General features: G+C 60.2%; 23 protein-coding genes and 1 tRNA gene. 15 read left to right on the top strand and 9 right to left on the bottom strand.

The annotated features are described in order from the left end of the window. Positions 1–109: 109 nt before the first annotated feature. Both GKZ67_RS18580 and GKZ67_RS18585 read left to right on the top strand, forming a co-directional pair. A complete protein-coding gene (locus GKZ67_RS18580; protein WP_173245385.1) occupies positions 110–634 on the top strand; it encodes an acyl-CoA thioesterase in 525 nt (174 codons plus the stop codon). Between the two features lie 98 nt (positions 635–732). Beyond that, entirely contained in the window at positions 733–1,296 is a 564-nt protein-coding gene (locus GKZ67_RS18585; protein ID WP_173245388.1) for a type 1 glutamine amidotransferase domain-containing protein, read from the top strand. Between the two features lie 78 nt (positions 1,297–1,374). Here the strand turns inward: GKZ67_RS18585 and GKZ67_RS25345 are convergent, their stop codons facing one another. From GKZ67_RS25345 to GKZ67_RS18600, 3 genes are read right to left on the bottom strand one after another with little or no spacing between them, the layout of a single operon-like run. Further along, complete coding sequence (locus tag GKZ67_RS25345) at positions 1,375–1,680, bottom strand: DUF6992 family protein (protein WP_410505090.1); 306 nt, start codon at positions 1,678–1,680, stop codon at positions 1,375–1,377. After that, the gene (locus GKZ67_RS18595; RefSeq protein ID WP_173245394.1) at positions 1,581–1,862 is read right to left on the bottom strand and encodes a DUF6992 family protein; all 282 of its coding nucleotides are present in this window, start codon (positions 1,860–1,862) and stop codon (positions 1,581–1,583) included. The genes GKZ67_RS25345 and GKZ67_RS18595 overlap by 100 nt, the downstream gene beginning before the upstream one ends. A 25-nt stretch (positions 1,863–1,887) precedes the next feature. Further along, entirely contained in the window at positions 1,888–2,571 is a 684-nt protein-coding gene (locus GKZ67_RS18600) for a porin family protein (RefSeq protein ID WP_173245397.1), read from the bottom strand. Between the two features lie 105 nt (positions 2,572–2,676). Here GKZ67_RS18600 and GKZ67_RS18605 point away from each other — a divergent pair. From GKZ67_RS18605 to GKZ67_RS22715, 3 genes are all read left to right on the top strand, one after another. Further along, positions 2,677–2,750: transfer RNA gene (locus tag GKZ67_RS18605), tRNA-Val, on the top strand. 88 nt (positions 2,751–2,838) lie between these two features. Beyond that, entirely contained in the window at positions 2,839–3,525 is a 687-nt protein-coding gene (locus tag GKZ67_RS18610) for a DUF4145 domain-containing protein (protein WP_217278624.1), read from the top strand. Positions 3,526–4,446: 921 nt separating this feature from the next. Beyond that, positions 4,447–5,139: a hypothetical protein gene (locus GKZ67_RS22715; protein WP_217278625.1), complete on the top strand. Its 693-nt coding sequence runs from the start codon at positions 4,447–4,449 to the stop codon at positions 5,137–5,139. Here GKZ67_RS22715 and GKZ67_RS18620 read toward each other — a convergent pair. Further along, positions 5,132–5,341: a hypothetical protein gene (locus GKZ67_RS18620; RefSeq protein ID WP_173245400.1), complete on the bottom strand. Its 210-nt coding sequence runs from the start codon at positions 5,339–5,341 to the stop codon at positions 5,132–5,134. The genes GKZ67_RS22715 and GKZ67_RS18620 overlap by 8 nt on opposite strands. Positions 5,342–5,525: 184 nt before the next feature. After that, complete coding sequence (locus GKZ67_RS18625; RefSeq protein ID WP_173245403.1) at positions 5,526–9,116, bottom strand: FG-GAP-like repeat-containing protein; 3,591 nt, start codon at positions 9,114–9,116, stop codon at positions 5,526–5,528. Between the two features lie 435 nt (positions 9,117–9,551). Here GKZ67_RS18625 and GKZ67_RS18630 point away from each other — a divergent pair, with 435 nt between their 5' ends. Next, positions 9,552–9,893, top strand: coding sequence for a T9SS type A sorting domain-containing protein (locus tag GKZ67_RS18630; RefSeq protein WP_173245406.1), 342 nt, complete (start codon positions 9,552–9,554; stop codon positions 9,891–9,893). Between the two features lie 813 nt (positions 9,894–10,706). Beyond that, complete coding sequence (locus GKZ67_RS18635; protein WP_173245409.1) at positions 10,707–11,597, top strand: hypothetical protein; 891 nt, start codon at positions 10,707–10,709, stop codon at positions 11,595–11,597. A 337-nt stretch (positions 11,598–11,934) separates the two neighbouring features. On the opposite strand, the gene GKZ67_RS18640 is transcribed toward GKZ67_RS18635, so the two are convergent. From GKZ67_RS18640 to lptB, 4 genes are all read right to left on the bottom strand, one after another. Continuing rightward, positions 11,935–12,240, bottom strand: coding sequence for a gliding motility-associated C-terminal domain-containing protein (locus GKZ67_RS18640; RefSeq protein WP_173245412.1), 306 nt, complete (start codon positions 12,238–12,240; stop codon positions 11,935–11,937). Continuing rightward, positions 12,237–14,192: an FG-GAP repeat protein gene (locus GKZ67_RS18645; protein ID WP_173245415.1), complete on the bottom strand. Its 1,956-nt coding sequence runs from the start codon at positions 14,190–14,192 to the stop codon at positions 12,237–12,239. The genes GKZ67_RS18640 and GKZ67_RS18645 overlap by 4 nt, the downstream gene beginning before the upstream one ends. A gap of 548 nt (positions 14,193–14,740) precedes the next feature. Further along, positions 14,741–16,291, bottom strand: a complete 1,551-nt coding sequence (locus tag GKZ67_RS18650; protein ID WP_173245418.1) for a GH3 auxin-responsive promoter family protein — start codon at positions 16,289–16,291, stop codon at positions 14,741–14,743. Between the two features lie 78 nt (positions 16,292–16,369). Continuing rightward, the gene (lptB, locus tag GKZ67_RS18655) at positions 16,370–17,110 is read right to left on the bottom strand and encodes an LPS export ABC transporter ATP-binding protein (RefSeq protein WP_173245421.1); all 741 of its coding nucleotides are present in this window, start codon (positions 17,108–17,110) and stop codon (positions 16,370–16,372) included. Positions 17,111–17,328: 218 nt separating this feature from the next. On the opposite strand from lptB, the gene GKZ67_RS18660 reads away from it, so the two are divergent. The 8 genes from GKZ67_RS18660 to GKZ67_RS18690 all read left to right on the top strand — a co-directional run bounded on the left by GKZ67_RS18660 (position 17,329) and on the right by GKZ67_RS18690 (position 24,859). Continuing rightward, the gene (locus GKZ67_RS18660) at positions 17,329–17,832 is read left to right on the top strand and encodes a phosphoheptose isomerase (RefSeq protein WP_173245424.1); all 504 of its coding nucleotides are present in this window, start codon (positions 17,329–17,331) and stop codon (positions 17,830–17,832) included. Positions 17,833–17,952: 120 nt separating this feature from the next. Then, positions 17,953–20,151, top strand: coding sequence for a protein-disulfide reductase DsbD family protein (locus GKZ67_RS18665; protein ID WP_173245427.1), 2,199 nt, complete (start codon positions 17,953–17,955; stop codon positions 20,149–20,151). 10 nt (positions 20,152–20,161) lie between these two features. Then, positions 20,162–20,554 carry a DoxX family membrane protein gene (locus GKZ67_RS18670; RefSeq protein WP_254244932.1) on the top strand — a complete coding sequence of 131 codons (393 nt, stop codon included), beginning with the start codon at positions 20,162–20,164 and terminating at the stop codon, positions 20,552–20,554. 71 nt (positions 20,555–20,625) lie between these two features. Beyond that, the gene (locus GKZ67_RS18675; RefSeq protein ID WP_173245433.1) at positions 20,626–22,617 is read left to right on the top strand and encodes a vWA domain-containing protein; all 1,992 of its coding nucleotides are present in this window, start codon (positions 20,626–20,628) and stop codon (positions 22,615–22,617) included. A gap of 94 nt (positions 22,618–22,711) precedes the next feature. Then, the gene (locus GKZ67_RS23895; protein ID WP_254244933.1) at positions 22,712–23,428 is read left to right on the top strand and encodes an APC family permease; all 717 of its coding nucleotides are present in this window, start codon (positions 22,712–22,714) and stop codon (positions 23,426–23,428) included. Then, positions 23,365–24,120 (top strand): APC family permease, encoded by a 756-nt coding sequence (locus tag GKZ67_RS23900; RefSeq protein ID WP_254244934.1) that lies wholly within the window; start codon positions 23,365–23,367, stop codon positions 24,118–24,120. Before GKZ67_RS23895 ends, GKZ67_RS23900 begins: the two co-directional genes overlap by 64 nt. A gap of 57 nt (positions 24,121–24,177) precedes the next feature. Next, positions 24,178–24,639: a hypothetical protein gene (locus GKZ67_RS18685; RefSeq protein ID WP_173245436.1), complete on the top strand. Its 462-nt coding sequence runs from the start codon at positions 24,178–24,180 to the stop codon at positions 24,637–24,639. 31 nt (positions 24,640–24,670) lie between these two features. Beyond that, a complete protein-coding gene (locus GKZ67_RS18690) occupies positions 24,671–24,859 on the top strand; it encodes a hypothetical protein (RefSeq protein ID WP_173245439.1) in 189 nt (62 codons plus the stop codon). Positions 24,860–24,866: the final 7 nt, after the last annotated feature.

A 24,866-nucleotide genomic window follows, 5' to 3' on the forward strand; every position in this document is an offset into this window, starting at 1 on the left:
GGGCTGACTACTGAGAATGAGGCCGAAAAGATAAGCAGCTTTTACCCAAAGTAGTATGCGTGCCGAGTAATTTGGAGGGCTATGCCAATAGTTGCCCGACCTTTGCGGCATGGCTACCTTGCTCCGCACTCCCGAAACTCAGCACCGCATTCATTTTCAGGACTGTGATATGCTGGGGCACCTCAACAACGCCCGCTACCTCGACTATTTTCTTAATGCCCGCGAAGACCAGGTGGCCGAGCACTACACCCTGAACATGGGCGAGCTGGCCCGCGAGCAGCAGGCCGCCTGGGTTATTACCCGGCACCACATCAGCTACCTGAAGCCGGCGCGGCAGGGAACACTGGTGCGTATTCGTACTCAGCTTATTCATTTCGACAACTCTAATCTGCTGGTAGAGATGCAGATGCGTACCGACGACGGCCACCGCCTGCTGGCTTTGCTGTGGTCGGAGATGACGTTTGTGAAGCTGCCCGCCGGCACCCGCACCGACCACGCCGATGCCCTCATGGAGTTGCTCGATGAGCTTGATGTGCCGGGCATCGACTACGACCCCGATGGCTTCGACGACCGGGTAAAGGCCGTGCGCCAGGAGCTGAAAAAGGCCCGCCGCGCCGCCGGCCAGGCCGACTAGGTAAGCCCGGCCATAGCAACCCAGGGCGAAAGCCCCGCGTAGAGCCGGGCATTGCGGCAGCAAGTGCTGCTGCTTTCAGTAGTCCCCACACCAGTACGATGTCTATTTTCAGCAGCAATAAATTGAAGGGCAAGCGCATTGCCATTGTGGCCACCGATGGCTTTGAGCAGGTGGAGCTTACCGAACCCCAGAAATACCTGAAGGGCGAAGGGGCCGAGGTGGATATTATCTCTCTCAAAGCCGGCGCTATAAAAGGCTGGGATAAAACCGATTGGGGCGACAAGGTGGACGTGGATAAAGTAATCGACGACGTGCACGTTGGCCAGTACGATGCCTTGGTACTGCCCGGCGGCCAGATTAACCCCGACAAACTGCGGCTGGAGCCGAAGGTGGTGAACTTTGTGCGCGAATTTATGCAGTCGGGCAAGATGGTGGCGGCCATCTGCCACGGCCCCTGGACGCTTATCGAGGCCGACCAGGTGCGCGGCAAGAACATGACCAGCTGGCCCAGCCTCAAAACCGACCTGCGCAACGCCGGCGCGCAGTGGCAGGATTCGGAAGTTGTGGTCGATGGCAACCTCATCACCAGCCGCAAGCCCGAAGACTTGGCTGCCTTTAACAAAAAGATTGAGGAAAAGCTGTTGGCGGGCAGCGCGTCGTAAGCTCTGCTGGTCAGCCACTAAAAAAGGCGCTGCTCTTTGCTGGGTAGCGCCTTTCTGTATATTTAATAATCTATATTTCTAACGCAGTAGCGCCCACATCGCCAGGTCGAACACCAGCAGAAATGCGCCCTGCAGCTGCACCGAGCGGCCGTAGCCCAGCAGGCGTTCGGGGCGGGTGGCCGCAGGCGCCTGCGCGCGGGTGAGCAGCCACAGGGCAATAAGCAGGTAGCCCACGTCGAGGGCGGCATTAAAAAGAAAAACGTGCCCGGTAAGCTGCTCGTCGGTCAGCGCGGCTGCGGGCGTGAAGCCGAAAGGGGCCGGCCGGGATGCGTGCGCAGAATGCCCACCGCCGCGAGCACGGAGTTGACAAACGCCCAGGCGCAGTTCATCAGGTGAAAGTGATGCAGCCACGTGCGCCGGTCGGCGCGCGGCAGCTGGTAGCCACTCAGGCCCAGGTTGAGCAGCGCCCAGGCGCCCAGCACGCCCAGGCCGCGGCCCAGCAGCAGCTCGTGGTGTTGGTAGGAAGCCAGCCAAGCCGGCGCGGCCGGCAAAACAGAAAGCAGCATAGCCACAAAGAAAGGCGCTGCCGGGCTAGTGGGCGATGCCGATGCCCAGGTACACTTGCAGCACCGAATTGCGGATATTGTTGTCAGTAATCAGGGTGCTGATGGGGTGGCCGTTGTACGTTACGGCCGAGCCGCTCTTGTAGAGGTTGGCAAAGCTCAAATCGTAGCGCACGCCCACGCGCGCCGGCCCCAGCCGGGCCTCGGCCCCCACAATGCCGCCAAAGTCGAAGCGGTTGTAGCCGCTCTGGCCGATATCGAGGTCCTGGCTGCCGGTGCGGGCGCTGGAAAGCATCGATACCTGTGGCCCCAGGTGAATACTCAGGGTTTCGGTAATATTGCCTACAAATAATATTGGTAATTCTATATAATTAAGCTGCGTCGTCTGCTGGCTTTTCAAGCCGTTGGAATCGGCCTGGAAACCCTTGCGCGAGTACAGCAGCTCGACTTGAACCGAGGCAAAGTGCGTGAAGCCATACTGCCCATACACCCCGGCGTGAAACGTCTTAAGCTGGTTAAGATTGGTGAAAATGCCGGCCCCGCTGCCTTTTAAGTCGCTGTAGCTCAGGCCGCCCTTAATGCCAAAGCCGGTATTGCGCGAGGTAGTGCCCTGGCCTTCCGAATAATCGCCGGCCGAGGGCAGGCCGCGCACCTGGGCATGAGCGACTTCGGTGGCCGCCAGCGAAACGAGGAGTAAAAGCAGGTATTTCATTCGCTTAGCAACGCCCGGCGGCGCCGAAAGTTGCGCGAAAAGTACCCGGCAACGCGTCGGTTGCCGTACTTTTGTCCTGAAGCGCCCGCCGCGCCGCTCAAAACCGGGGAATTAGCTCAGCTGGTTAGAGCGCTACCTTGACATGGTAGAGGTCATCGGTTCGAGTCCGATATTGCCCACATATACCCTCTAGCGGTGCGCTGGAGGGGTATTTTAAGTTATTGCCCCCGGTTTGACTAAAATCATAAACCGTAACTCGCACCCTTAATGGAAGAAATAGTAATTGACACAACATTCGGGAAACTGTCTGTTAAGCTAGGTACATCACCTAACAAATGTCCTTTTTGCCATTGCTTCATACACCCAACCGCAATGGGAGCATCCTTGCGAGACTTCTCCAATATGGGGCAATTGGATGTTGCTTTTAAATGTACTAGCAAAGTCTGTCAGCAAGTCTTTGTTGCTGAGTACAGACAACATCATAAAAGTAGCTTTACTTCTAATAATTTTTGCTATGATTTTATTAAAATATCTATCCCTAATCAAACTGTAAGCTCAAGCTTTTCTCCGCTCATAGAGAAACTTTCTCCGGATTTTGTGGCTATTTATCATCAGACTGAACGTGCTGAAGCAGCAGAGCTTGATAGAATCGCAGGGGTAGGATATCGCAAAGCTCTTGAGTTCCTCGTTAAAGATTATTTGATTGATAAAGTGCCTGGTGACGCTGAGGTTATCAAGAAAACTATGCTGGGCCCGTGCGTTAAAAAGATTGATGACAAAAGGATAAAGGAAGTAGCAGAGCGTGCAACTTGGCTAGGTAATGACGAAACTCATTATGTGCGTAAGTGGATTGAAAAAGATATGAAAGATTTAAAGTCTTTAATAAACCTAGTTGTCCATTATGTTGATGCCGAATTGCTGTATTTGGATACCATCAGTTCAATGCCTAAATAATAAAAGCCCCGTCAGCACACGCCAGCGGGGCTTTTTCATACCCACCCATGCGTCGTCCACAAGCCTTCTTTAAGTATGTCATTGGCAGCTTCGTGAAGTTGGCCCAGGGCGCGCCCATGCAGCGCGTCATTTGGCGCGGCAAGCAAGAGTGCCCAATATCATTGGCCAGCCCCACGAGGCGCCCGTGTACCGGATTGACAACGACCCTGGGATTGCTACTACGAGCACCAACTGCACCCGGCTTTGACCCGCGAAGAGGATAGGCTAGCTCGCCGGCGCCGGCGTGGGTTGTAGCCGCTGGGGTAAGTAGGTGCCGTGCTTGAGCTGCGCCACGGGCCAGAGCAAGCGGAAGGCGTAGAAGGTCCTGGGCGCAAAGAAAAGTCCTGACCGCAAGGCCAGGACTTGTTAGGTGTACCAGTTTCTGGTAAGGCTTAGCTGGCTGCCAAGTAGTGCCAGTCGCCAGTATGGGGGGCCGACGCTGGGCTTAAGGATAGTAGCGGAAAAGGCTGTTTGTTTTCGTATGTAAAATTCCGACAATCTATTCTCTGGCCCCTCAGCACAAATACTTATTTACAGGATTGGAATTACCGAATTAAAATTGCGGAGTTTCCTTACTAAGCGGAGTTTGAAATAAAAGGGCCTACCCGAAACGAGTAGGCCTTTCTGAGCTATGAAGACAAACTAACTTAGCAGCTAGACTGCTTATGGTCTAACGCCCTGTATTACACAATTGTTTAGCTATAGGAGAGCTCCGGTTTGAACTGCAGGCTGCTTAATAACACCGAACAGGTAACGAGTTTCTAATGACCTTCCGCTGGTTTTGCATTTTAGGCAAATGGGTTTGCGTAATTCAAATATACTCGGTATATTTCCAGCCAATAAGTCATTAATACCCTTATGGTTAGACTTTTCCTTGTACTCGTGCTTTTAGGCACCAGCCTTTCTGGCTTCTCGCAAGGGGTCACCATTGGCGCCGCGGCCCTACCCGACAATAGTGCCGTGTTGGATTTGAGAAGCGCAAGCAAGGGCTTGCTAGTGCCGCGCCTACTCGCTTCGCAGATAAGTACGATTGGAAGCCCGGCTCCGGGCCTGCTCGTCTACCAAACGGATGGCACACCCGGCTTTTTCTATAACGGGGGTACCGCCGCTGCTCCCGCATGGACACGACTGGGGGCCACCGGCCCGACAGGCGCTACTGGCGCAACAGGCGCTACTGGGCCGCAGGGACCAACCGGTGCCACCGGCGCGACCGGGCCGCAGGGACCAACCGGTGCCACTGGTGCTACCGGTGCTACTGGCCCAGTGGGGCCGCAGGGTCCTGGCTTTTCGTCAATTACCATTACTAGTAGTAACAGCGGCATTACGCTCTCGACGGCCAATCAGGCAGTATATTTCACAGGTATCTATACGGTAAACCTGCCCACGAATCCGGCCATTGGACAAGTCCTGCTCTTCTTCACCGACGACATAAAGGCGATGATAAACGCCGGTACGCGGGGCATTCGGCAGAACAAAACCGCGTATCCTAATGTCTCAACCTTCCAGGATTGCGGGGGCACTACCGCCCAAGGCTTTACACTGGTTTACAACGGAACTTTTTGGCTAATTATCTGAGGCACTGTCGCGCTTTCGGCATGACAATCAGCTCCACTGGCTTCGCACTCAGAAAGTACTCCCCTGCCAGCTGCGCTACTACTAGCTCCCGTTCGGGCCGCTGGGCCCGGGGTACGTTGGTAAAGCGCTTATAAAAGGCATCCCGAATCCGCAGGTTACGCTGGTCGAGGTTGGCCTGGCGCACAGTCGCAGGGGTACTCATAAACAGGTGGGGTAAGGTCACAAAAAAGCCCCATCTGAGGCAGATAGGGTTTTTTGAAGGCGTATCAAAAACAACGGACTACTACGACCCAGGGGCAAAGCAAGAAAGTGAAAAGCTGAATGCATGAAACCAAAGAACCTTGGTGGGCAACCGACGCTTGCCGGCCGCCCGCCAAGCCGTGGAGTTATTCTACCACGAGTTTCTTCACCACTACGCCGGCACTGGTGCTAAGGCGCAGCATATAGATGCCGGTAGGCAGCTCCGTCAGGTCGAGTTGATGGGGAGCAGCACCTTGGGCCGGAAGCACTACCGTGCGCGCCTCACGGCCTACCGCATCGAGCAGCGTAGCCGTTACGGCCTGGCGGCCGAGGCTGACGGGCAGCTCCACGAACGCCTGCTTTGTGGCGGGGTTCGGGTAGAGGGCAACTTGCTGGGCCAGGGCGGCCGATACGGTCGCCAGTGCCTGTTGCGGGGAGAACACCAGCTCGAAGCGGCCGGTAATCAGGGTAGTGGCGTTGGTGACCGTAAACTGGTAAGTAGACTGCTGGGCGAGGTCGATAACGGCCCCGCTTTGCAGGTCGCGCAGGTACACCGGCACGTTGGTCAGGTTCAGCAGCTGGGCGGCCGTGAACGTGTAGGTGCCTGAGGCGGGCACGCCCACGGCCAGGGGTACTACGCGCTGGCTGGTACCCAGCTCGGCGCGGCCATCAATAGCCAGCTGCTGGCCAGTGATGCTGGTCGAGAGGTTCAGCCCGGAGGTATTGGGCAGCTTCACGGCATCATACTGGGCGTCGAAGCCATCGGTAGCCCCATTCTGGAAGTACACGTAGGCATCGTCGGTGGCAGTACCGCTGGTGCCTTTCAGCGTGAGCTTTACCAGGGGCCGGGTTTCGGTAGTGCGCTGGAACGTAGTGCCATTGGGCGAAGTCAGCCGCTGACTGTTACGGAAAGTGAGCGAGCCGCTGGCCTGGCCACTGCTTACCCGCGTAAAGAAGCCCTGCCCCGAGGGCAGCACAGGGTTGCCGCCGATGCCATTAACGTAGCTGCGGTACTGGCCCTGGTACTGGGCAGTACTGCCAAATACGTAGATAGCGGCATCGAGGCCCTGGCGGTCAGTAGTAGCTACCAGGCTGTAGTCGAGCGGCGAGGGGTAGGGGTTACCCAGCAGCTGCCAACCGCCATCGTTGTTGTAGGTGCTGCGGTTGCTGGCCAGGTTCAGCGTCAGACTGCCGTTGTTGAGCGTACCCATAAAATCTACCAGCTCCGAGGCGCCAATATTGACGGTGTAGCCCTGCCCCACCACGAGCGGGTCGCTCAGGGCATTGGGCGAGAAGAAGCCCTTGTCGAAGAGCGCCGAGCTGTTGGTGAGCGAGAGTCGGCTCTGGTCGTAGCCATATACGGTGGGGAAAGGCCGTTCCAGCGTAGGCGTAGGCGACGTGTTGTAGGTCGGGTTTACGACGGGCGTGAAGCCGCTGGTCGTCAGGTCAGCCACCGTGGTATTGCTTACCGGCGCTGAATAGTGACGGTAGCCCAGGCCTGGGTTCAGGCTGGGGTCGATGTAGCGCTGCACGGTAGCCGCGCCCGTTACCACGCCCCCGTTGTTGTAGACCAGCGCATCGCCGCTAGCCGAGGAAAGCAGCGTGAGCGGGTTGCCATTGGTAGCGAGGTTGCCATTGAGCGTGAGCAGGCGCTGCACCGAGGTGCTGGCCGAGGTGCTCGATTGTGCCCCGCTAACACCGATGGTCAGGTTGTAGAAGCGGGTGTTGCTGCTGCCCAGGATGCTAGCTAGGGTGGTAGTACCCAGCGACATCGTAGTGCTGGTGCCGGTGGCAATATAGTTACCGTTGTTGGTCAGGTTGGCGGTCAGGGTCAACGTGCCGCCGCTGTGGTTGAGGGTGGCCCCGCTATTGAGAGCCAAGTTGCGGGCGTTAGCCGTGCCGGACGCAATGGCGGGGAAGCGGCCGCCGCTGGGCGCGCCCGGGATGGTGGCATCAACAGCCGTAGTGGGTACCACCGCCGGGGTCCAGTTGCCAGCCGTAAACCAGTCGCTGCTGACGCTACCGTTCCAGGTAACCGCCGTCGGCTGGTACGTGAGCGAGTAGGCGCTCGTAGCACCCGTGTTACCGTTGCCGGCCGTATCCACAGCCACGTTGGCGGGCACGTTCACCGTGGTGGCGGTGCCGGCTGTGGTCGGGGTCACGTTGAAAGTATATGTCGTGCCCGAGCCCGTGAAGCCCGTTACCGTGCCGTTGGTCACCGTTAGGTCGCCCTGTGCGAAGCCCGTAACGCTTTCCGAGAAGATCACAGTGAAGGCAAGCGGAGATGTAGAGGTCTGACTGCCCGGGGCACCGGCCGTTGAGCTGATAGCCACTGTGGGTGCGGTTTTATCAAGGGTATACACCTGTCCCATGAAGGGCAGCGTATTGTTGAGGCTGGGGCTCAGGCCAGCAGCATTAGTCAGGTTAAGGCCCACCGTGCCGTCGCCGGTACCGGTGTTCACGCTCACGGTGTAGGTAGTGCCCGAGCCACTCACGCTGGCCACGCTGGCGCCGGCCACGCTGCCGGTAGTGGCGAGCCCGAAGTTGGCCGTCGTGGGCCCCGTGACCGGAGCGGCGAAGGTGACGGTGTAGTTCACGGTGCTGGCATTGGTCGGGCTGCTGCCCGCCCGGTTGATGGACACCACGCTGGTCGGTGCTGTCAGGGTATTAAGCAATACCCCGATAGCATTATTGCTTCGACCAGTGACGGCAATATCAAGGCTGCCGTTGCCATCGAGGTCGCCCAGCGCCACATCCCAGGGAGCACTATTAGCCCCAATAGTATAAGGAGAGGCCGCGCCGAAGCCGCCGCCTGAGAGACCTAGTAATACGCTAGCTGAGCTGCCGTTAAAATTAGCCGTCACGATATCCAGTAGGCCGTCAACGTTCACGTCGCCTAGTGCCAGTGCTCGCGGTCCCGCATTCACCGTGGCATAGGTGGTTGCCGCTCCAAAGGTGCCACCCGCCTGCCCGAGCAATACGCCCACCGTGTTGGTTCCATAGTTGGTTGTGGCTAGGTCTGGCCGACCGTCGTTATTTATATCGCCTATAGCTATGCCCGTAGGCTGCGTGCTGCCGCTGCCCGTAGCGTAGGCAGTCGGAGCACTGAATACATTGCCGCCTTGGTTTAGTAATACTTCCACGGTGGTACCAGAACCGGAGTCCAAGTTGGTTACGGCAATATCAAGGCGGCCATCCCCGTTCAGGTCGCCCAGCGCCACCCCGTAGCCCGTTCGACTGCCGTAGCTGTCACCATATACGTACGGCGTACCAAAAGTGCCGCTGCCCAGTCCTGGCACCACACTCACTACACTGCTGCCGCTACCATTACTGAGACTCGTCACGATGTCGAGCCGACCATCGCCCGTCACGTCGCCCAGCGCTATGGTTACCGGGTTGCCTCCGACGTTTACCAGCGTGGCCGTGCCAAAGGTGCCACCCGCCTGGCCCGGTAGCACGCTCACCGTGCCAGTAGTTGCGCCACTAATGCTGTTGGCAACTACTAGGTCTGGTCGGCCGTCGCCGGTTATATCACCGGCAGCAATCCCAAAAGGATGAGCCGCTGATTGCGTGGCATACGTCACGACAGGGGCATAGCCGCCACCCACCTGCCCTAGCAGTACACCCACCGTCTTGGTTCCATAGTTAGTTGTGGCGATATCTAATAGTCCATCATTATTAAAATCGTGTAAAGTCAGGCAAAATGGCGTAGTACCCGAGCCGGTCGAATAATTCATGACCGCGCCAAACTGTGCCTGAGCTGGTCCTGCTGCTAGCCCAAGGGCCAGCACTAACGACAAGCCGCGCAGCCAACGAATTAGCAAAAAAGAGTAAGTGTTGTTCATAGTAAGTGTTGTTCATATAGAAGCGAAGGTGGCAAGGGAAATAGAGGAATAAGGTACCAAATCTAAAAGCTTGAGTGGCTGTTGCAGAACTCGACGTAACATCGTTCAACGAGGACGCTATAAGTTAAACCGACCTAAAAAGGCTATCAAACGCGCTTTTTCACGCATTCAGCAACTGCTGCTAAGCAAGCTGCCCAGGAAGTTCTGCAATAGCTACTGTACCTTGTTGGCCTGAATTGATCAAGTAACTGAGTATAATAGACTAGGCTGGACGAGGAGCAAGGTACTTGACCGCTGGGCCTCCGACCAACCGGAGGCGCTCCCGTCGTGGCCAAGAGGGCTGCCTGGGGCCAATTGGGCCAGTCGCCGGCCAACCCACTGCCTATCTACATTCCCGACCTTACCGCGCTGGCCACAGTTGCTCCTGCTGCTATTGCCACTTGGAGCCTAGCCCCTAACCCTGCCCGCCACCAGGTGCAGCTGCTGGGCCTGCCCACCGGGCCGGTAGCCGTGCGGATATTTGACGCGCAGGGCCAGCTGGTGATCACCGCCCCTTCGGCCAGCGTTGGGTTACAAGGTCTGGCGCCTGGCCTGTATCTGGTGCAGGCCGCTGCTGGCCAAGTCGTTCGTGCGTTACGCTGGGTGGCAGAGTATGCATATAATATATAAGATATATATAGACGCAAAAAGCCGTGGTTGCCCAGTGCAGCTATGGCTTTTTGTAGAGTAGCCTCGCAGTCATACATTCGCAGGTATGAATCCTTTGCTCGTCTCCCTGCTGCTGAACGAAACATCTATGCTTGATTTGCCCTTCCTGCTTGTCAAGATAGTGGGCGTTGCGATACTAGCATTCGTCGGGTATAACTTCATTGCCGGTAGAAATACTAGAAAATAGCCCGCACCCTTTTCTTTACCGATGCCGAGTGGCCGAAAAGCACCCCCTTAGCGCATCAGCCCTAGCTCACCCCGCCACCCCTTTGTTACCCCGCCGCCTGGGTATAGAGTAGCCCCATCCTTCCGGCCTCTATGCCCTCTCTGCTCTTATGGGATGATACGCCGTCGATGCGCCCCATTTATCATTTATGCGCGGGCCTAGTGGCTATCCCGCTGGCGCTCGTGCTTTTGCGCGTATTCTACAAGGCTGCTAAGGGGACTGGCCCGGACGAGGGGCACCCCCAAGCGCTGCTGTGCGGGCTTCTTTTACGTAGCAACAGCTGCTGTGCTAATTGGTGCGTTGTTGTGGCTAGGTAGCCTCTAATATCCCCACCCCTTTGTTACCCCGCCGCCTAAGCGTATAATAATCCTTATGCCCCCAATCCGTCGTCGCCTACGGTATCGCGTCCGCGTGGCCCCACCGTGGCTCATTATGCTAGTTCTCGCCCTGTTCGCGCTACTCTGGTGGGGTAATCGGTAGCTCGTCGCTCTCGATGAAGCCCGCCGCCAGGGCGTAGCATAGCCCCACCCGCCTGTACCTTCGCGGGTATGAAAGTACTCTTAGTCAGCGCCCTACTACTCGCCCCTGTCCTCACCTTTGCCCAAGGCGTAACTATCGGTGCCAACCAGCCCCCTAGCGCTTCGGCCGTTCTCGACATCACGGCCAGCGGCAAGGGATTGCTCATTCCACGTATGGACTCGGCTGCGCGCATCGGCATTGCCACACCTGCCACCGGGCTTCTAGTGTTCCAAACTGGCCCGCGCCAGGGATTCTACTACTATAGTGGCGGCGCTTGGCTCTTCCTTGCCGATAAGGCGCGTAGTGGCGACAACCTGGGCAACCATATGGCCACCCAAAATCTGAACCTCGGCACTAATGCCTTGGTGGGCAACGGCGGCACGGCCGGCCTCACCCTTAGTAGCGCTGGCGATGCGACCGTAGCCGGCAATGTGCAAGTGCCTGCCGCCAATGCTTACCGCTACGCCACCCCCAAGGCCTATGCCTTCTCCTGCGGCACCAACGATTTTCAGCCCACCGACGCTAGCGCTGCCAATGCGAAGTACCTAACCACGGGCCCCCCTCCTGAAGGAGTGTATATTGGTGCTACCAACGGTTCTTTGCGCGCTCCCCTGCACCTGCCGCAGGGAGCGCTGGTCAACAGCCTGGTGCTGTATTACGAGGATTACAATAACGGCGGCAGTTTCGGCGTCGGCCTAGCCTTGGTAGCTGTCAACTTACAATACGGCAATTCGCAAATCCTGGCTAATTTCAGCTCTACGAATCGTCCCGGCATTTCGCAGGCTACCATTCCGGTGCTAGGCGCGACTATCGACAACACGACCTACACCTACTACCTGCGCGCTACGTTCGGCTCTTCCAGCTCCGCTGTAAACATTGGTGGGGTGAAGGTCAATTACATCGTGACGCAGACCGAGTAGAGAGGTGACTGCTCGCTGGTGGCCTAACCCGCATCCCAAAACCGCCGCAACCGGGCCGGCAGAGTGTGTTTCTTAAAAAGCCGCCACCAAGCAGATGCCCTTGTACCCCCGCGACGTAGCCCGTGCTCAGCAGCGCCGCAACCGCCGGGTGCTCTAGTATTTGCAGCCAACCCCTGCGCAGTGGCATACAAGCGCCCTAAGCCACGCCTGGCGCCCTAGCCCGAACATCAGTCCCTGATTCTAAACCTCGCGCCAGGCTTCGCGGCTGTGTCCCTATCCGTAGAAAAGTCACCTTGGGACTATACAGCTAGACCACCTCACTCCTTCAGCTACTTATTCAAGGGGCTAGCGATATCCAGCCTTTGACCGTTTGCTCCGCAGGGTCGCAGTCGGTAGAGTAGCGACAGAGGTAGTAGTATGCCCCTTCCGACGCGCCGCTCCCGGTCCAGAAGTCGCCATAGGTGGAAGTGTTGAATACTTCGCGGCCCCAGCGGTTGAACACCTGCAACTGGAAGGTACGCGGATACTGCAGCTTCAGCTCGAACACGTCATTCTTTCCGTCGTGATTAGGGGTGAAGATGTTGGGAATGAATATAGCCAGGGCCGGCTCAACCCGCACCTCGACGGGGGCGGAAAAGGTCACGCAATTCCATTCGGAGGCCCGCACCCGGTAGAGCCCCGCCTGCGTCGCCTGATAAACCGTCTGGTTGTTGGTCGTGGCAAGGGTTTGCCAGGGGTGGTCCCGTTGGGGGCGTACTGCCACTCGTAGCGCACCGTGGCGGGGGTAGCGGCGGCCACGTTCAGCGTGGCTTGCAGCTGACCGCAGCTCAGTAGCAGGGGGCCGGTGGGCGTTAGCACTGGCGCGGGCAGCGACGTGATGTTCACGATTACGGAATCGGCTACCTGGCAGGCTCCATTACCTAGCTCGTAGCGCAGCACATGGCGGCCGGCCCCGGCGGCCGCGGCCGAGAAGTTACCCAGGGAGGCGTTCAGGATACCCGCGCCGTGCCAGCTGCCCCCACTAGGGCTAGCGGCCAACTGGAATACCGTATCGAGGCGGCATAAATAAAGCGTGGGGCTAAGGATATGCGCTACAGTCGGGTGCACGACGAGGCTCAGCGTATCCTGCCCACTGCAAGCGGCAGCCCCCGCCAGCGAATAGGTCAGGACGTGACGGCCAGGCCCGGCAGCGGCGGTACTGAAAGAGCCCGCTGAGCCGTTGCTAATACCGGAGCCCGACCAGAGGCCCCCGGCTACGTTGGCCGACAGGGTAACGATAGTATCGTGCGCGCAGCTAAGGGCAGGTAGTCTGGGCCTGGTAACATGCAGCGCCGGCTGCACCATAATAACTGCCGTGTCGCGGAAGGTGCAGCCACCGGCCGCCAGCGTATACGCCACGGCATAGGTACCGGGGCCGACCTGAGCGGGGTCGAAGCGTCCGGTTAGCGCATCGGTAATGCCAGGGCCAGACCACATACCGCCAGCCGCCGTAGCCTGAAGTAGCACGGCGGGAGCATCGGCGCAGAAGGGACCGGCCGGCAGGATAGCGGGGCTCCACTGCACAAAAGCCTGGCCGGCGATAGCCACACCCTGGGACGACCGACCGGGGGCACTTACAATAAAGTTGTTGCTGCGCTGGTCAACGGCTACCCACGACCCGAAAAGATCGCCGGTGGCCGGCCCAGGTGCCCTATAGCGCCGACGTAGTTCCCAGAGCCCATTGCGCCGCTCGTAGCGGTACACGGAGCCCCCTGCATCAATTCTTACTCCATTAACCAGATAGCTTTCGAGCAGCGCCCCAACCAATAAAACTGAGCCATTCAGGGCAACAGAAAAGCCGAATTGCCCCGTCTGGCTATCGGGGTTGAACAAAGTCTGCCGAAGCGCCCATTTGCTAGCAGTCAACTCGTAGAACCGCACCCCTAAGTTATTATCGGAACTTACGATGGCATAGTTGCCATGAATGCCAACTCTAAACCCGGCGTCACTGGCTTCAGGATAGACTTCCATCTGTGACAGCGTCCAAACGCCGGCGGGGCTGCGGTGATAGAAATAAGCCGCGGGCTGGCCATTAGAATCAAAGTCGGGGGCCCCTACCAGTAGATTATCGCCCTCAATCGCGACGCTAAAGCCATAAGCCCAGCCCAGCGGGCGCGTGCTTGGGGTGAGTGTGGCTACCAGTGTCCAGGGTAGCATAGGCTGCGTGGGCTGCCGAAAAACGTGTACGGCAAAAGGGAGTATGTTACCGGCCGGATAGCCAACGACGACATCGGTGCCGCTTTTGGCGAGTGCTGCTCCAAACCCGTAGATATCGATACTGGGGTTGAGGATGAACCCGGTTTGCACCCAGGTGGATCCTTGCCGGGTGAACACGTAGACTGCCCCCCGGCTTGTGCCGGGCGCGCCGGGCAGCAGGAAATTTATATCCGCAACCAACGCCGTATTCTCATCAATAAACACCTGCGCCCCGAATGTATCGCCAGGCTTGGGAACCGGAGCAGTCAGCGTTTGGCGAAGCACCCAGTTCCCACCGGTGTATTCGTAGATGTAGGCCTTACCAGGCCCGGTCTGTGAGGCACCCACTTCGGCGCCCACAATGGCAAAATGTTCACTAACACTGGTATGACTAGCGTATAATCCTCGGAAGCTGGGGGACGGGGACTCAAGCGTGAATAAGTCGCAGCTAGTGGTAGGTTGCGCGTGGGCCGTGAAACAGCCTATGGCAGGTAGGATGAGTATAGATAGGCAATGAAAAATTAACTTTGTTAATATGTATATATCGCGCATCAAATTAGAAATTTTATAATAATCCACCTTTAAAATGCTTCACCGCTTAACATTTAGCACAAATATAGTAACGCCATTTATTGAGGCTCAACCAGATATTAATTCCCTAAAGGAGAGGCGGCAATGACTTCGAAGCCTTGCTCCGTTTGGGCATAGCCCGCCCGCCTTTGTCGTGGTAAAGTTCCGGGCCGGGCGTGGTCAGCCAATGATAATGAGGGCGTTGTAGGCGTTGAAAGCGGCCAACATCTCGGCGTTGAGGTGGGCAGTCTGCGGCCGCAGCTCGGCAGGGGTCTGCCCGGCCGCCGGGGTTTGCTGGCCAAGCTACGGCACAGTAGCCCGAAGGCAGGTAGCGGACTTTATTGCTGTAAGTCGTTCCCTGTCGGCCCAGCAGGCATGAGCGAGAGAACCTCTTCCAGCACCTGCCGCGAGTTGGCCAGGCGCGGCACTTTGCGCTGGCCACCGAGGCGGCCCCGGCCGCGCAGCCAGCTTTCGAAGGTGCCCGCCGGCACAAAGTGTACGTGGGGAGGAGCCAGCGCCAAATCGCGGTGGCGCTTGGCGTCATAGTCGGAGTTGAGGCGGCGCAGCTCCTCATCCAACAGCTGCCCGAAGCGGGCGGCATCGGCGGGCGGCGGGCCAGTTAGCTCAACCGCCCACTCGTGGCCCCCGCGCGAGGTGCCGGGGCCAGCCTCAAAATACACCGGCGCGGCCGTGAAGTCGCGCACGGCGCACCCCGTAGCATGCGCCGCCGCCGCAATGGCCGCCTCGGCATTCTCGACCACTACTTCTTCCCCAAACGCATTGAGAAAGTGCTTCGTACGGCCCGTAATGCGTACCCGGTAGGGCCGCAGCGAGGTAAAGCGCACGGTATCGCCCACCAGGTAGCGCCACAGCCCGGCGTTCGTGCTGATAACCAGCGCGTAGCTTGGCCCGATGGTCACGTCTTCGAGCGGTATCGGGCGCGGGTCGGGGCTGTCGTACTGCTCGGCCGGCAAAAACTCGTAGTAAATGCCGTGGTCGAGCAGTAGCAGCAGGTCGGGGCTGCCGGGCTCGTCCTGCAAGGCAAAGTAGCCTTCCGACGCGTTGTAGATTTCGAGATAGTGGAGCTGCCCGCCCGGCACCAGCTGCTCAAATAGCCCACGGTAGGGCCCAAAGGCCACCGCGCCGTGCAGAAACAAACTCAGGCGCGGCCACACCTCGCGTAGGTCGGCGGCCCCGGCCAGGGCCAGCACGCGGCGCAGCAGCACGAGCATCCAGGTGGGCACGCCGGCCAGCACGCGCACATCCTGGCGCAGCACGTGCCGGGCAATGCGCTCAATCTTGTCTTCCCACTCCTCGAGCAGGGCCAGCGGTAAAGGGGGCGTGCGCAGGGTTTGGGCCCAGCCGGGCAGGCTCTGCATCACGAGGGCCGATACATCGCCGGCCTGGGCGGCGCCAAACGGGCTGGCTTCCAGGCTGCCCCCCAGACTCAGCGTTTTGCCTTGCAGCAGGCGCTGGGTGGGGTAGAGCTGGGTCGAAAGAGCCAGCATGTCGCGCCCGGCGCGGTAGTGGTTGTAGTGCAACGCCTCGCTCGTTACGGGCAGGTACTTGCTGCGGGCGTTGGTAGTGCCGCTGCTGCGGGCTTGCCAGCGCGGGGCCGGGCCCGGCCACAGCACATCGGGCTGGCCGCGTAGTATCTTCTCGATTTCGGGGTAGAGCTGCTCGTAGGTACTCACCGGCACGCGCCGGGCAAACTCGCGGGCGCTCAGACTAGCCGCGTAGCCGTAGCGTTGGCCCCAGGCCGTGCCCTGCGCCCGGCCCAGCAGGTAGCGCAGCACGGCCGCCTGCCGGGCCAGCGGCTCGTGCCGCACCCGCGCCAGCCGGGGCAGGCTGCCAAGCTGAACGGCGCGGGCAAGTAGCTGGTCGAGCACTTCTTACTAGATTATAATTAAGGGAAAAACGGTGGTTCTGGCAAGCGCTTTATTTACCTCCGTCACTTTCCTGCTCACTTATTCAAACGTCTTACGCTTTTTCAGCTCAAAGTCGCGGCCCAGGTACACGCGGCGCACGGTTTCGTCGGCGGCCAGCTCTTCGGCGGTACCGGCTTTCAGCAGCTTGCCCTCGAAGAGCAGGTAAGCGCGGTCCACAATTTCGAGGGTTTTGTGCACATCGTGGTCGGTAATGAGCACGCCGATATTTTGGTTTTTAAGCCGGGCCACGATGCCCTGAATTTCTTCGGTGGCAATCGGGTCTACCCCGGCAAAGGGCTCGTCGAGCAGCACAAATTTGGGGCTCACGGCCAGGGCGCGGGCTATCTCGGTGCGGCGGCGCTCACCGCCGCTCAGCACTTTGCCCAGGTTTTTGCGCACGTGGCCCAGACTGAATTCTTCGAGTAGCTGCTCCACCTTGTCGCGCTGGGCGGGCTTGGGCATATCCGTCATTTCGAGCACTGAGAGGATATTCTCCTCCACGCTCAGGTCGCGAAATACGCTGGCTTCCTGGGCCAGGTAGCCCATGCCGCGCCGGGCCCGCTGGTAAATGGGCAGGCGGGTTACCTCCTCATCGTCGAGAAAGATGCGGCCGCCATTGGGCTTTACCATGCCCACCATCATGTAAAAGCAGGTGGTTTTGCCCGCGCCATTGGGGCCCAGCAGCCCCACTATTTCGCCCTGCTCCACGGTGAGCGACATGTCGTTGACGACAGTGCGGGCTTTGTATTGCTTGACGAGGTGCTCGGCGCGAAGAATCATAGACTTGGAACAAAGGTAAAACGGCTGGGGCCAGCCGGCGGTGGTTTGGCTACTAGCGCCGCCGGCAGGTAAAAATTGCGCTTATCGTGCAAGGCAACCATCCCGGCTGGCCGGCTTTCATTTTCAGTCTCACTCTCTTCCTAGCTTTGCGCGGGCCGGGCTCCCGGGTAAGCGGCAAAGCCAGCGGCCGCTTAAAAACAGTAGAAATAATCTATATAATGACCCCTGACGCTCAGAAGCAACAGTTTTTTCACGAAATCATGGCGCGGTTTCAGGCGCAGGGCTTGCGCGTGGAGCGCCAGGACCCGACCCGCCCCTGGGGAGGATTCTTCGTACTCGATGAAAGCCAGGCGCAGCTGTTTGCCGATAGATATTTCAATGGTCTGGACGTGGCGAAGCTGCGTATTTCGGGCCAGCTTAGCCCCAAGGTGCTGCTCGTGGCGCCGCACCAGCGCCTGAGCTGGCAGTACCATCACCGCCGCGCCGAAATCTGGCAGGTGGTGGAAGGCCCGGTGGGCGTGGCCATCAGCGATACCGACGAGCAGACGGAAGTGAAATCGTACCAACCCGGCGAGCGCGTTATTTTGAAGCAGGGCGAGCGCCACCGCTTGGTGGGCCTGGCGGGCTGGGGCGTGATTGCCGAAATCTGGCAACACACCGACGCTGCCCGGCCATCGGATGAGGATGATATTGTGCGCGTGCAGGACGATTTCGGCCGCTAGGCGTGGCCGCCGGAAAAGTGACGCCGCAAACTGCCGGCCCGTTGGTGCTGTTACTGAGGCCACCGCGCCCGACCTTTGCGGCTTCGTACTTTCTTGCCGGCCCGCGGGCGGCTGCTATCTATGGTAGAATTTGTTTTTCGCCGCGCTGCGGCCGGGCGGCTGGGCTGGCTGCTGGCGCTGGTGCTGCTGTGCGCCCAGGTGGCGCAGGCCCAGATTGAGCGGCCCGTAACCTGGAAGTTTGCCGCTTCCCCAGCCGATAAAACCGGCTTAGTCACCTTTACAGCCACGGCCACCATCGCCGGTAACTGGCACATCTACTCGCAGTTTATCGAGGAAGGAGGCCCCGAGCCTACGAGCTTCAAGTTTGGGCCTTCGGCCGACTACGAGCTGGTGGGTAAGGTAGCGGAAAGCCCCGAGCCGGTGAAGGCATTTGAAAAGGCGTTTAACATGAACATCGCCTACTTCCCCAAGCGGGCCGTGTTCAGCCAGAAAATCCGCCTCAAAGCCGTCAAATCTACCGTGAAGGGCACTGTCACCTTCATGGTGTGTAACGACGAGAAGTGCCTGCCGCCCGACGACCTTGACTTCAGCGTGGCCGTGAAAGGGGCTGCCGCGCCGGCCGCGGCCGCCCAGTCCGCTCCGCTGCCCGCGTCGGCCGCCAAAACGACCCCGAAAGTGGCTTCTACCCCCCTAGCTACGCCTGCCCCTGCCGCTACGAAGCCGGCCGATACGGTTGCCTTCCGGCCCGACGCTGGCACGGCGCCGACGCTGGCCCCCGCCGCAGCGGCCGACTCGGCAGTAGCGGCCAGTAAGCCGGCCGTGGCCGCGGCCACGGCACAGGCAGTATCCGCACCAGCGACTGAGCAGTCGCTATGGGCCATTTTTTTGGCGGGCTTTGTAGGCGGGCTGGCAGCGCTGCTCATGCCGTGCATCTTCCCGTTGCTGCCATTCACGGTCAGCTACTTCACCAAGGGTGAGTATTCGAAGGCCGGCTCGGTGGGCCGGGCGGCGTTTTATGGCCTGAGTATCATTGTTATCTATGTGGCGCTTGGCTTGCTGGTAACCGTTGTGTTCGGGGCCGATGCGCTCAACAGTCTGGCCACCAACGGGGTGTTTAATCTGGTGTTTTTCGCCTTGCTGGTGGTATTCGCGGCCTCATTTCTGGGCGCGTTCGAGTTGACCTTACCCAATTCCTGGATTGCCAAAACCGACACCCAGGCCGACAAGGGCGGCCTGGTGGGCATCTTCTTTATGGCGGCTACGCTGGCGCTGGTGTCGTTTTCGTGCACCGGGCCCATCATCGGCACCTTGTTGGTGCAGGCGGCCAGCACGGGGCATTTGCTGTCGCCGGCGCTGGGCATGTTTGGCTTCTCGCTGGCGCTGGCGCTGCCGTTCACGGTGTTTGCCGCGTTTCCGGCGCTGCTCAAATCTTTGCCTAAGTCGGGCGGCTGGCTGAATTCGGTGAAGGTGGTACTGGGCTTCCTGGAGCTGGCGCTGGCCCTGAAATTCCTTTCCAACGTGGACCTGGCCTACCACTGGCAGTGGTTCGACCGCGAGGTCTTTCTCTCGCTCTGGATTATCATCTTCGCGCTGCTGGGCTTCTACCTGCTGGGTAAAATCCGGTTCTCGCACGACAGCCCGCTGGAATATGTGTCGCTGCCCCGGCTTTTTCTGGCCATTATCGTTCTGGCCTTTACCACTTATCTGGTGCCTGGCTTGTGGGGCGCACCGCTGCAAGCCGTAGCAGGCTTCCTGCCCCCGCAGCACACCCAGGATTTTGACCTCTACACGCCTACCCTGGGCGGCGGTGGCGCTGGTCCGGCCGCCGCGCCCCACGCGCAGCACAAGTACGGCAACCTGTTTCGCGCGCCGCTGGGTCTCGATGCGTACTTCGACTACGACGAGGCCCGCGCCTACGCCCAGAAGGTCAATAAGCCGATTCTCATCGACTTCACCGGCAACGCCTGCGTCAATTGCCGCAAGATGGAAGCCACCGTGTGGCCCGACCCGCGCGTGCTCCAGCGCCTGCGAAACGACTTCGTGCTGGTGCAGCTTTACGTAGACGACAAAACCGAGCTGCCCGCCAACGAGCAGGTAGAGTCGAAAGTCCGTGGTGGCAAAACCATTCGCACCATCGGCAACAAGTGGAGCGAGTTCCAGGCCAGCCGCTACAACGCCAACTCGCAGCCCTTCTACGTGCAGCTCGACCCTGCTACCGAGCGCGTGCTGGCCACCCCGCAGGGCGCCAACTACGACCCCGACAATTTCGTGCGCTTCCTCGATGCCGGCCTGGCGGCCCTGCGCGCCGGCCGCCGCTAGCGTGGCAGCGGTGAAGGAGCCCGCCGGCCGGCGCTGGCTGCGCTACGGCTTGGCGCTATTGTTTGTGGGCGCGGGCCTGTTGCACTTCATCCGGCCCGAAACCTACCTGCGCATTATGCCGCCGGCCCTGCCCGCGCCCCGGCTGCTGGTGCTGCTCAGCGGCGCGGCCGAAGTAGCCGGCGGTCTGGGCTTGCTGCTGCCCGCCACCCGGCGCCTCGCCGCGTGGGGCCTGCTGGCGCTGCTGGTGGCGGTGTTTCCGGCCAATGTGTATATGCTAACAATATTCGAAAAATTGCATATTCCGGCCTGGCTGGCGTGGGCCCGTCTGCCGCTGCAGCCACTGCTGATGTGGGCCGTGTGGCGGGCGGGCAACCTGACTCTTAGGGCAAAGCGCGGAAAGTGAGGCGAGCCTGGTGTGCAATTCGACTACCCCGGCATCGGGTGGGTAGTGTTTCACCAAACCTGCTCCACCTCATGAAAAAAATGATTTTACCGCTGCTGCTGGCCTTGGGGCCGGCACTTGTATCGGCGGCTCAGCAAACAGGCGCTCCCGTCTTAGCCACGGCTGCCACGTGCACCGTCAGCGGGCGCGTCACGGATGTCAAAGGCGCGGGCCTGCCCGGCGTAACGGTGCTGGTGAAAGGCACTGCCCTGGGCACGAGTACCGACCAAAACGGGCAGTATATGCTGGCCGGCGTGCCCGGTAAAGGCAAGCTGGTATTCAGCTTCGTGGGCTACGTGACGCAGGAAAAGCCCGTGTCCACCGATGGCAAGCCGCTGAACGTAGTGCTGCCAGAAGACCAGAAGTCGCTGAATGAGGTGGTGGTAATTGGGTATGGAGCTGCCCAAAAGCAAAGCGTGACGGGCAGCGTGGCCACTGTATCAGCCGTGCCCCAAGCCTTACAGGGCCGGGCAGCCGGCGTGCAAATCCGGGGCGCCGCATCTAACCCGCGCAAGACCGCCCGCTTCGCACCACCTGTAGTCGCCTATGACCAGGCAGTGCTGCCTGCCCGCCCCGAAGCCGGCGCGGGCGATACCTACGCCAGGGTAGAGGAAAACAAATTCCTGTCGGTAGGCAAAGAGCCGCTGAGCAGCTTTAGCCTCGACGTGGACAACGCCAGCTACACCAACGTGCGGCGCTTCCTGAACGAAGGCCAGCTGCCGCCCCGCGACGCGGTGCGGGTGGAAGAAATGCTCAATTACTTCCACTACCAGCTGCCCGCGCCGGCCGCCGCCAGCCCCGACCCGGTGCGCATCAGCGCCGAGCTGAGCGAATGCCCCTGGGCTGCCGGTCACCAGCTGGCTCGCATCGGTATTCAGGCCAAAAAAATGGAAACGGCCAGCCTGCCGCCCGCCAACCTGGTATTTCTGGTCGATGTATCGGGGTCGATGGACGAGCCCGACCGGCTGCCACTGGTGCAGGCCGGGCTGAAACTGCTGGTCCGCCAGCTGCGGCCTCAGGACCACGTGGCGCTGGTGGCCTATGCCGGAGCTGCCGGCCTGGTGCTGCCGCCCACGGCCGGCAGCCGGCAGGCCGATATTTTGGAGGCCATCGACCGCTTGCAGGCGGGCGGGTCTACGGCGGGCGGCGCGGGCCTGCGGCTGGCTTACGCAGTGGCGCAGCAAAGCTTTCAGAAAGAAAGCAATAACCGCGTCATCCTGGCCACCGATGGCGACTTCAACGTAGGTGAAAGCTCCGAGGCGGCTATGGAGCAACTTATTGTGGAGCAGCGCGAAACCGGTGTGTTTCTGACTGTGCTAGGGGTGGGGCGCGGCAACCTGCGCGACAGCCGCATGGAGCTGCTAGCCGACAAAGGCAACGGCAACTATGCCTACCTCGACAACCTCGACGAGGCTCGCCGCACTTTGGTGGCTCAGTTTGGCGGCACGCTCTTCACGGTGGCGAAAGATGTGAAGCTTCAAGTTGAGTTCAACCCCGCGCGGGTAGCCAGCTACCGCCTCATCGGCTACGAAAACCGCCTGCTGGCTAATGAGGACTTCAATAACGACCGCAAAGATGCCGGGGAGCTGGGGGCGGGCCACACCGTCACGGCCCTTTACGAACTGGTGCCCGTGGGCTCGGCCAGCCCGCTGGTCGATGGGCTGAAATATCAGCCGCCGGCCCCGACTACGCCCGCCAGCCCTGCCGCCGAGGTGCTTACCGTGAAGCTGCGCTACAAGGAGCCGCAAGGCTTGAAAAGTAAGCTATTGGCCCAACCGCTGGCCGGGGCAGCCACGCCCGTCGGGCAAGCCTCGGCCGACCAGCAGTTTGCGGCCGCGGTGGCCGAGTTTGGCCTGCTGCTGCGCCAGAGTGAGCAGAGCGGAGCTACCACCTGGGCCACGGCCATCCACCTGGCCGAAGCCGGCCGCGGCCCCGACCCCGATGGCTACCGTGCCGAGCTGGTGCGCCTGCTGAAGCTGGCCGAGGGACTGGCGCCGGTCACCAAGCCGCTAGGCGTGCGGTAGCTTGCCAGCAGTCAGCTGATGGCGGTTAGCTGCTAGCTTTGCCCGGTAGGGCCTGTAGCTAACCGCTAACTGCCATCAATTGACAGCTACATAAATGTCGCAACCGACTCTGCAGCGCCGCCTGGGCCTGGTTCAGGCCACCGCCCTCAACATGATTGACATGGTGGGCATCGGCCCCTTCGTGACCCTGCCGCTTGTCATGGGGTTTATGGGGCCTAATTTCCTGCTGGCCTGGCTGGTAGGCGCGGCGCTGGCCGCCGTCGATGGCCTCATCTGGAGCGAGCTGGGCGCGGCTTACCCCGAGGCGGGCGGCTCGTACCGCTTCCTCAAGCTGGCCTACGGCGAGCAGAAGTGGGGGCGCTACATGTCGTTTCTCTACGTCTGGCAAACGCTTATTCAGTCGCCACTGGTGCTGGCGTCGGGGGCCATTGGCTTTGCCCAGTACTTCAGCTACCTCGTGCCGCTGCCGCTGTGGTGGCAGCCCAAGCTGGTAGCCGGCTCGGTCGTGTTGTTGCTGATTGCGCTGCTCTACCGCCGTATTGAGGATATTGGCAAGCTGGGCGTGGCGCTGTGGGTGGGCGTGCTGGGCCTCATGGGCTGGCTGATTTTCGGCGGCCTCACCCACGCCAACCACCCGGTGGCCTGGCTGCCGGCCGGGGCGTGGGCAGGCTGCCGGGGCTGCTCATTTCGGTGGCAATGGGCCAGGCGGCCGTTAAAACCGTCTATTCTTACTTGGGCTATTACAATGTGTGCCACCTGGGCGCCGAAATCAAAGGCCCGGAGCGCGTCATTCCGCGCAGCATCTTTCTGAGTATTCTGGGCATCGCAGCGCTGTATCTACTGCTCAACTGGAGCGTGGGTACCGTTATTCCGTGGCAGGAAGTACAGACCTGGCAGGCTGGGGCGGGCGACAAGTCACAGTTCATTATCAGCGTGTTTATGGAGCGGCTCTACGGGCCGGCTGCGGCGCAGGCAGCCACCGCGCTGGTGCTGCTGGTGGCATTTGCCTCACTGTTTGCGGTGCTGCTGGGCTACTCGCGCATTCCCTACGCGGCGGCGGCCGATGGCGAGTTTCTGCCGGTTTTTGGCAAGCTGCACCCCACCAAGCAGTTTCCCTACGTGTCGCTGCTGCTGCTGGGCGGCGTGGGCTTCGTATTCAGCCTGCTGTTCCGGCTGGGCGAGGTTATTTCGGCCATTCTGGCCATGCGCATTCTGGTGCAGTTTGTGGGGCAGGCCGTGGGGCTGGTGCTGCTGCGCCGCCGGCGCGGTACAGCGTCGCTGCCTTTCAAAATGCCGCTCTATCCCTTGCCCGTCATCGTCGTTATCCTGGTGTGGCTGACGGTGTTCGTGGGTATTGCGCCGGCCGAGGTAAGCTGGGGCGGGGTGCATTTCAAGCTGTATTTTCAGCTGGCCGCCGTGGGCATGATGGCGCTGGGGAGTATAGCATTTTTGCTATGGAGCCGGCGTGCCGGGAAGTGGCCGTTTCAACGCGCTACTTCTTAAAGACGCCGGTTGGGTGGCTAACTTCCCGCACAGTTATCACTACGTAAACTCTCTGCGATGCGTGCCTACTTCGGGGGGCTGCTCTTGGCCGGGGCCTTGGCAGTCAGTGCTTTTTCGTATAAGGCCTCGTCCGGCTTTCGGGTGGCCGACATCCATGAGATGGTGTATCTGCCGCCCGTAGGCATCGTGCGTAGCATCAGCCAGGGCAACCAGGCGGCCTATGACCCCGCCGCCTCGGCCGATGCCAGCGATGCCCTGCGGCAGGCCCTGTTGCGCCACGAGGAAAAGCTGCGCCTCGTAGGCCCGCTGCCCCTGCCCGATACGGCCCGCCAGCAAGCGGCAGCCCTGTTAACCGTCAGGGCCGTGGTGATACTGGAACACGCCCGCAAGCGCCCGTTGGCTATGCCCGTACCCTGGCTCGATACCCTGCTGCTGGCCCGCCGGCAGCGGCTACTGCCTGCTGAGCTACGTAGCCGGCTACACGCGCACGGCCAGCAATTATCGCGGTCAATTGGCTAAAGGGCTGGGAATTGCGTTGTTAAGCCTGGGTGTGCTGACGCCCATTGTGGCGCAGTCTGCTACCCGCGTTGGGGTGTTTATCTACGATGCGCAAACCCAATCGGTGGTCTATTATAAGTCCAACTGGCCCGTTGAAAAAGACCCGCTCGCCGGAGTAGTCATCGACCAGACCCTTACCGACCTGCTGGCGGCCGATTTTCAGCTCACTGACCGACTGTAGTCCGCCC

Source organism: Hymenobacter sp. BRD67, assembly GCF_013256425.1.
GTDB lineage: Bacteria > Bacteroidota > Bacteroidia > Cytophagales > Hymenobacteraceae > Hymenobacter.

Bases quoted from the DNA above. Each gene is read 5' to 3' on its own strand.
- GKZ67_RS18580 (WP_173245385.1), top strand. From the start codon at position 110: ATGGCTACCTTGCTCCGCACTCCCGAAACTCAGCACCGCATTCATTTT.
- GKZ67_RS18585 (WP_173245388.1), top strand. From the start codon at position 733: ATGTCTATTTTCAGCAGCAATAAATTGAAGGGCAAGCGCATTGCCATT.
- GKZ67_RS18595 (WP_173245394.1), bottom strand. From the start codon at position 1,862: ATGCTGCTTTCTGTTTTGCCGGCCGCGCCGGCTTGGCTGGCTTCCTAC.
- GKZ67_RS18600 (WP_173245397.1), bottom strand. From the start codon at position 2,571: ATGAAATACCTGCTTTTACTCCTCGTTTCGCTGGCGGCCACCGAAGTC.
- GKZ67_RS18610 (WP_217278624.1), top strand. From the start codon at position 2,839: ATGGAAGAAATAGTAATTGACACAACATTCGGGAAACTGTCTGTTAAG.
- GKZ67_RS18620 (WP_173245400.1), bottom strand. From the start codon at position 5,341: ATGAGTACCCCTGCGACTGTGCGCCAGGCCAACCTCGACCAGCGTAAC.
- GKZ67_RS18625 (WP_173245403.1), bottom strand. From the start codon at position 9,116: ATGAATTATTCGACCGGCTCGGGTACTACGCCATTTTGCCTGACTTTA.
- GKZ67_RS18635 (WP_173245409.1), top strand. From the start codon at position 10,707: ATGAAAGTACTCTTAGTCAGCGCCCTACTACTCGCCCCTGTCCTCACC.
- lptB (WP_173245421.1), bottom strand. From the start codon at position 17,110: ATGATTCTTCGCGCCGAGCACCTCGTCAAGCAATACAAAGCCCGCACT.
- GKZ67_RS18660 (WP_173245424.1), top strand. From the start codon at position 17,329: ATGACCCCTGACGCTCAGAAGCAACAGTTTTTTCACGAAATCATGGCG.
- GKZ67_RS18665 (WP_173245427.1), top strand. From the start codon at position 17,953: ATGGTAGAATTTGTTTTTCGCCGCGCTGCGGCCGGGCGGCTGGGCTGG.
- GKZ67_RS18675 (WP_173245433.1), top strand. From the start codon at position 20,626: ATGAAAAAAATGATTTTACCGCTGCTGCTGGCCTTGGGGCCGGCACTT.
- GKZ67_RS23895 (WP_254244933.1), top strand. From the start codon at position 22,712: ATGTCGCAACCGACTCTGCAGCGCCGCCTGGGCCTGGTTCAGGCCACC.
- GKZ67_RS18685 (WP_173245436.1), top strand. From the start codon at position 24,178: ATGCGTGCCTACTTCGGGGGGCTGCTCTTGGCCGGGGCCTTGGCAGTC.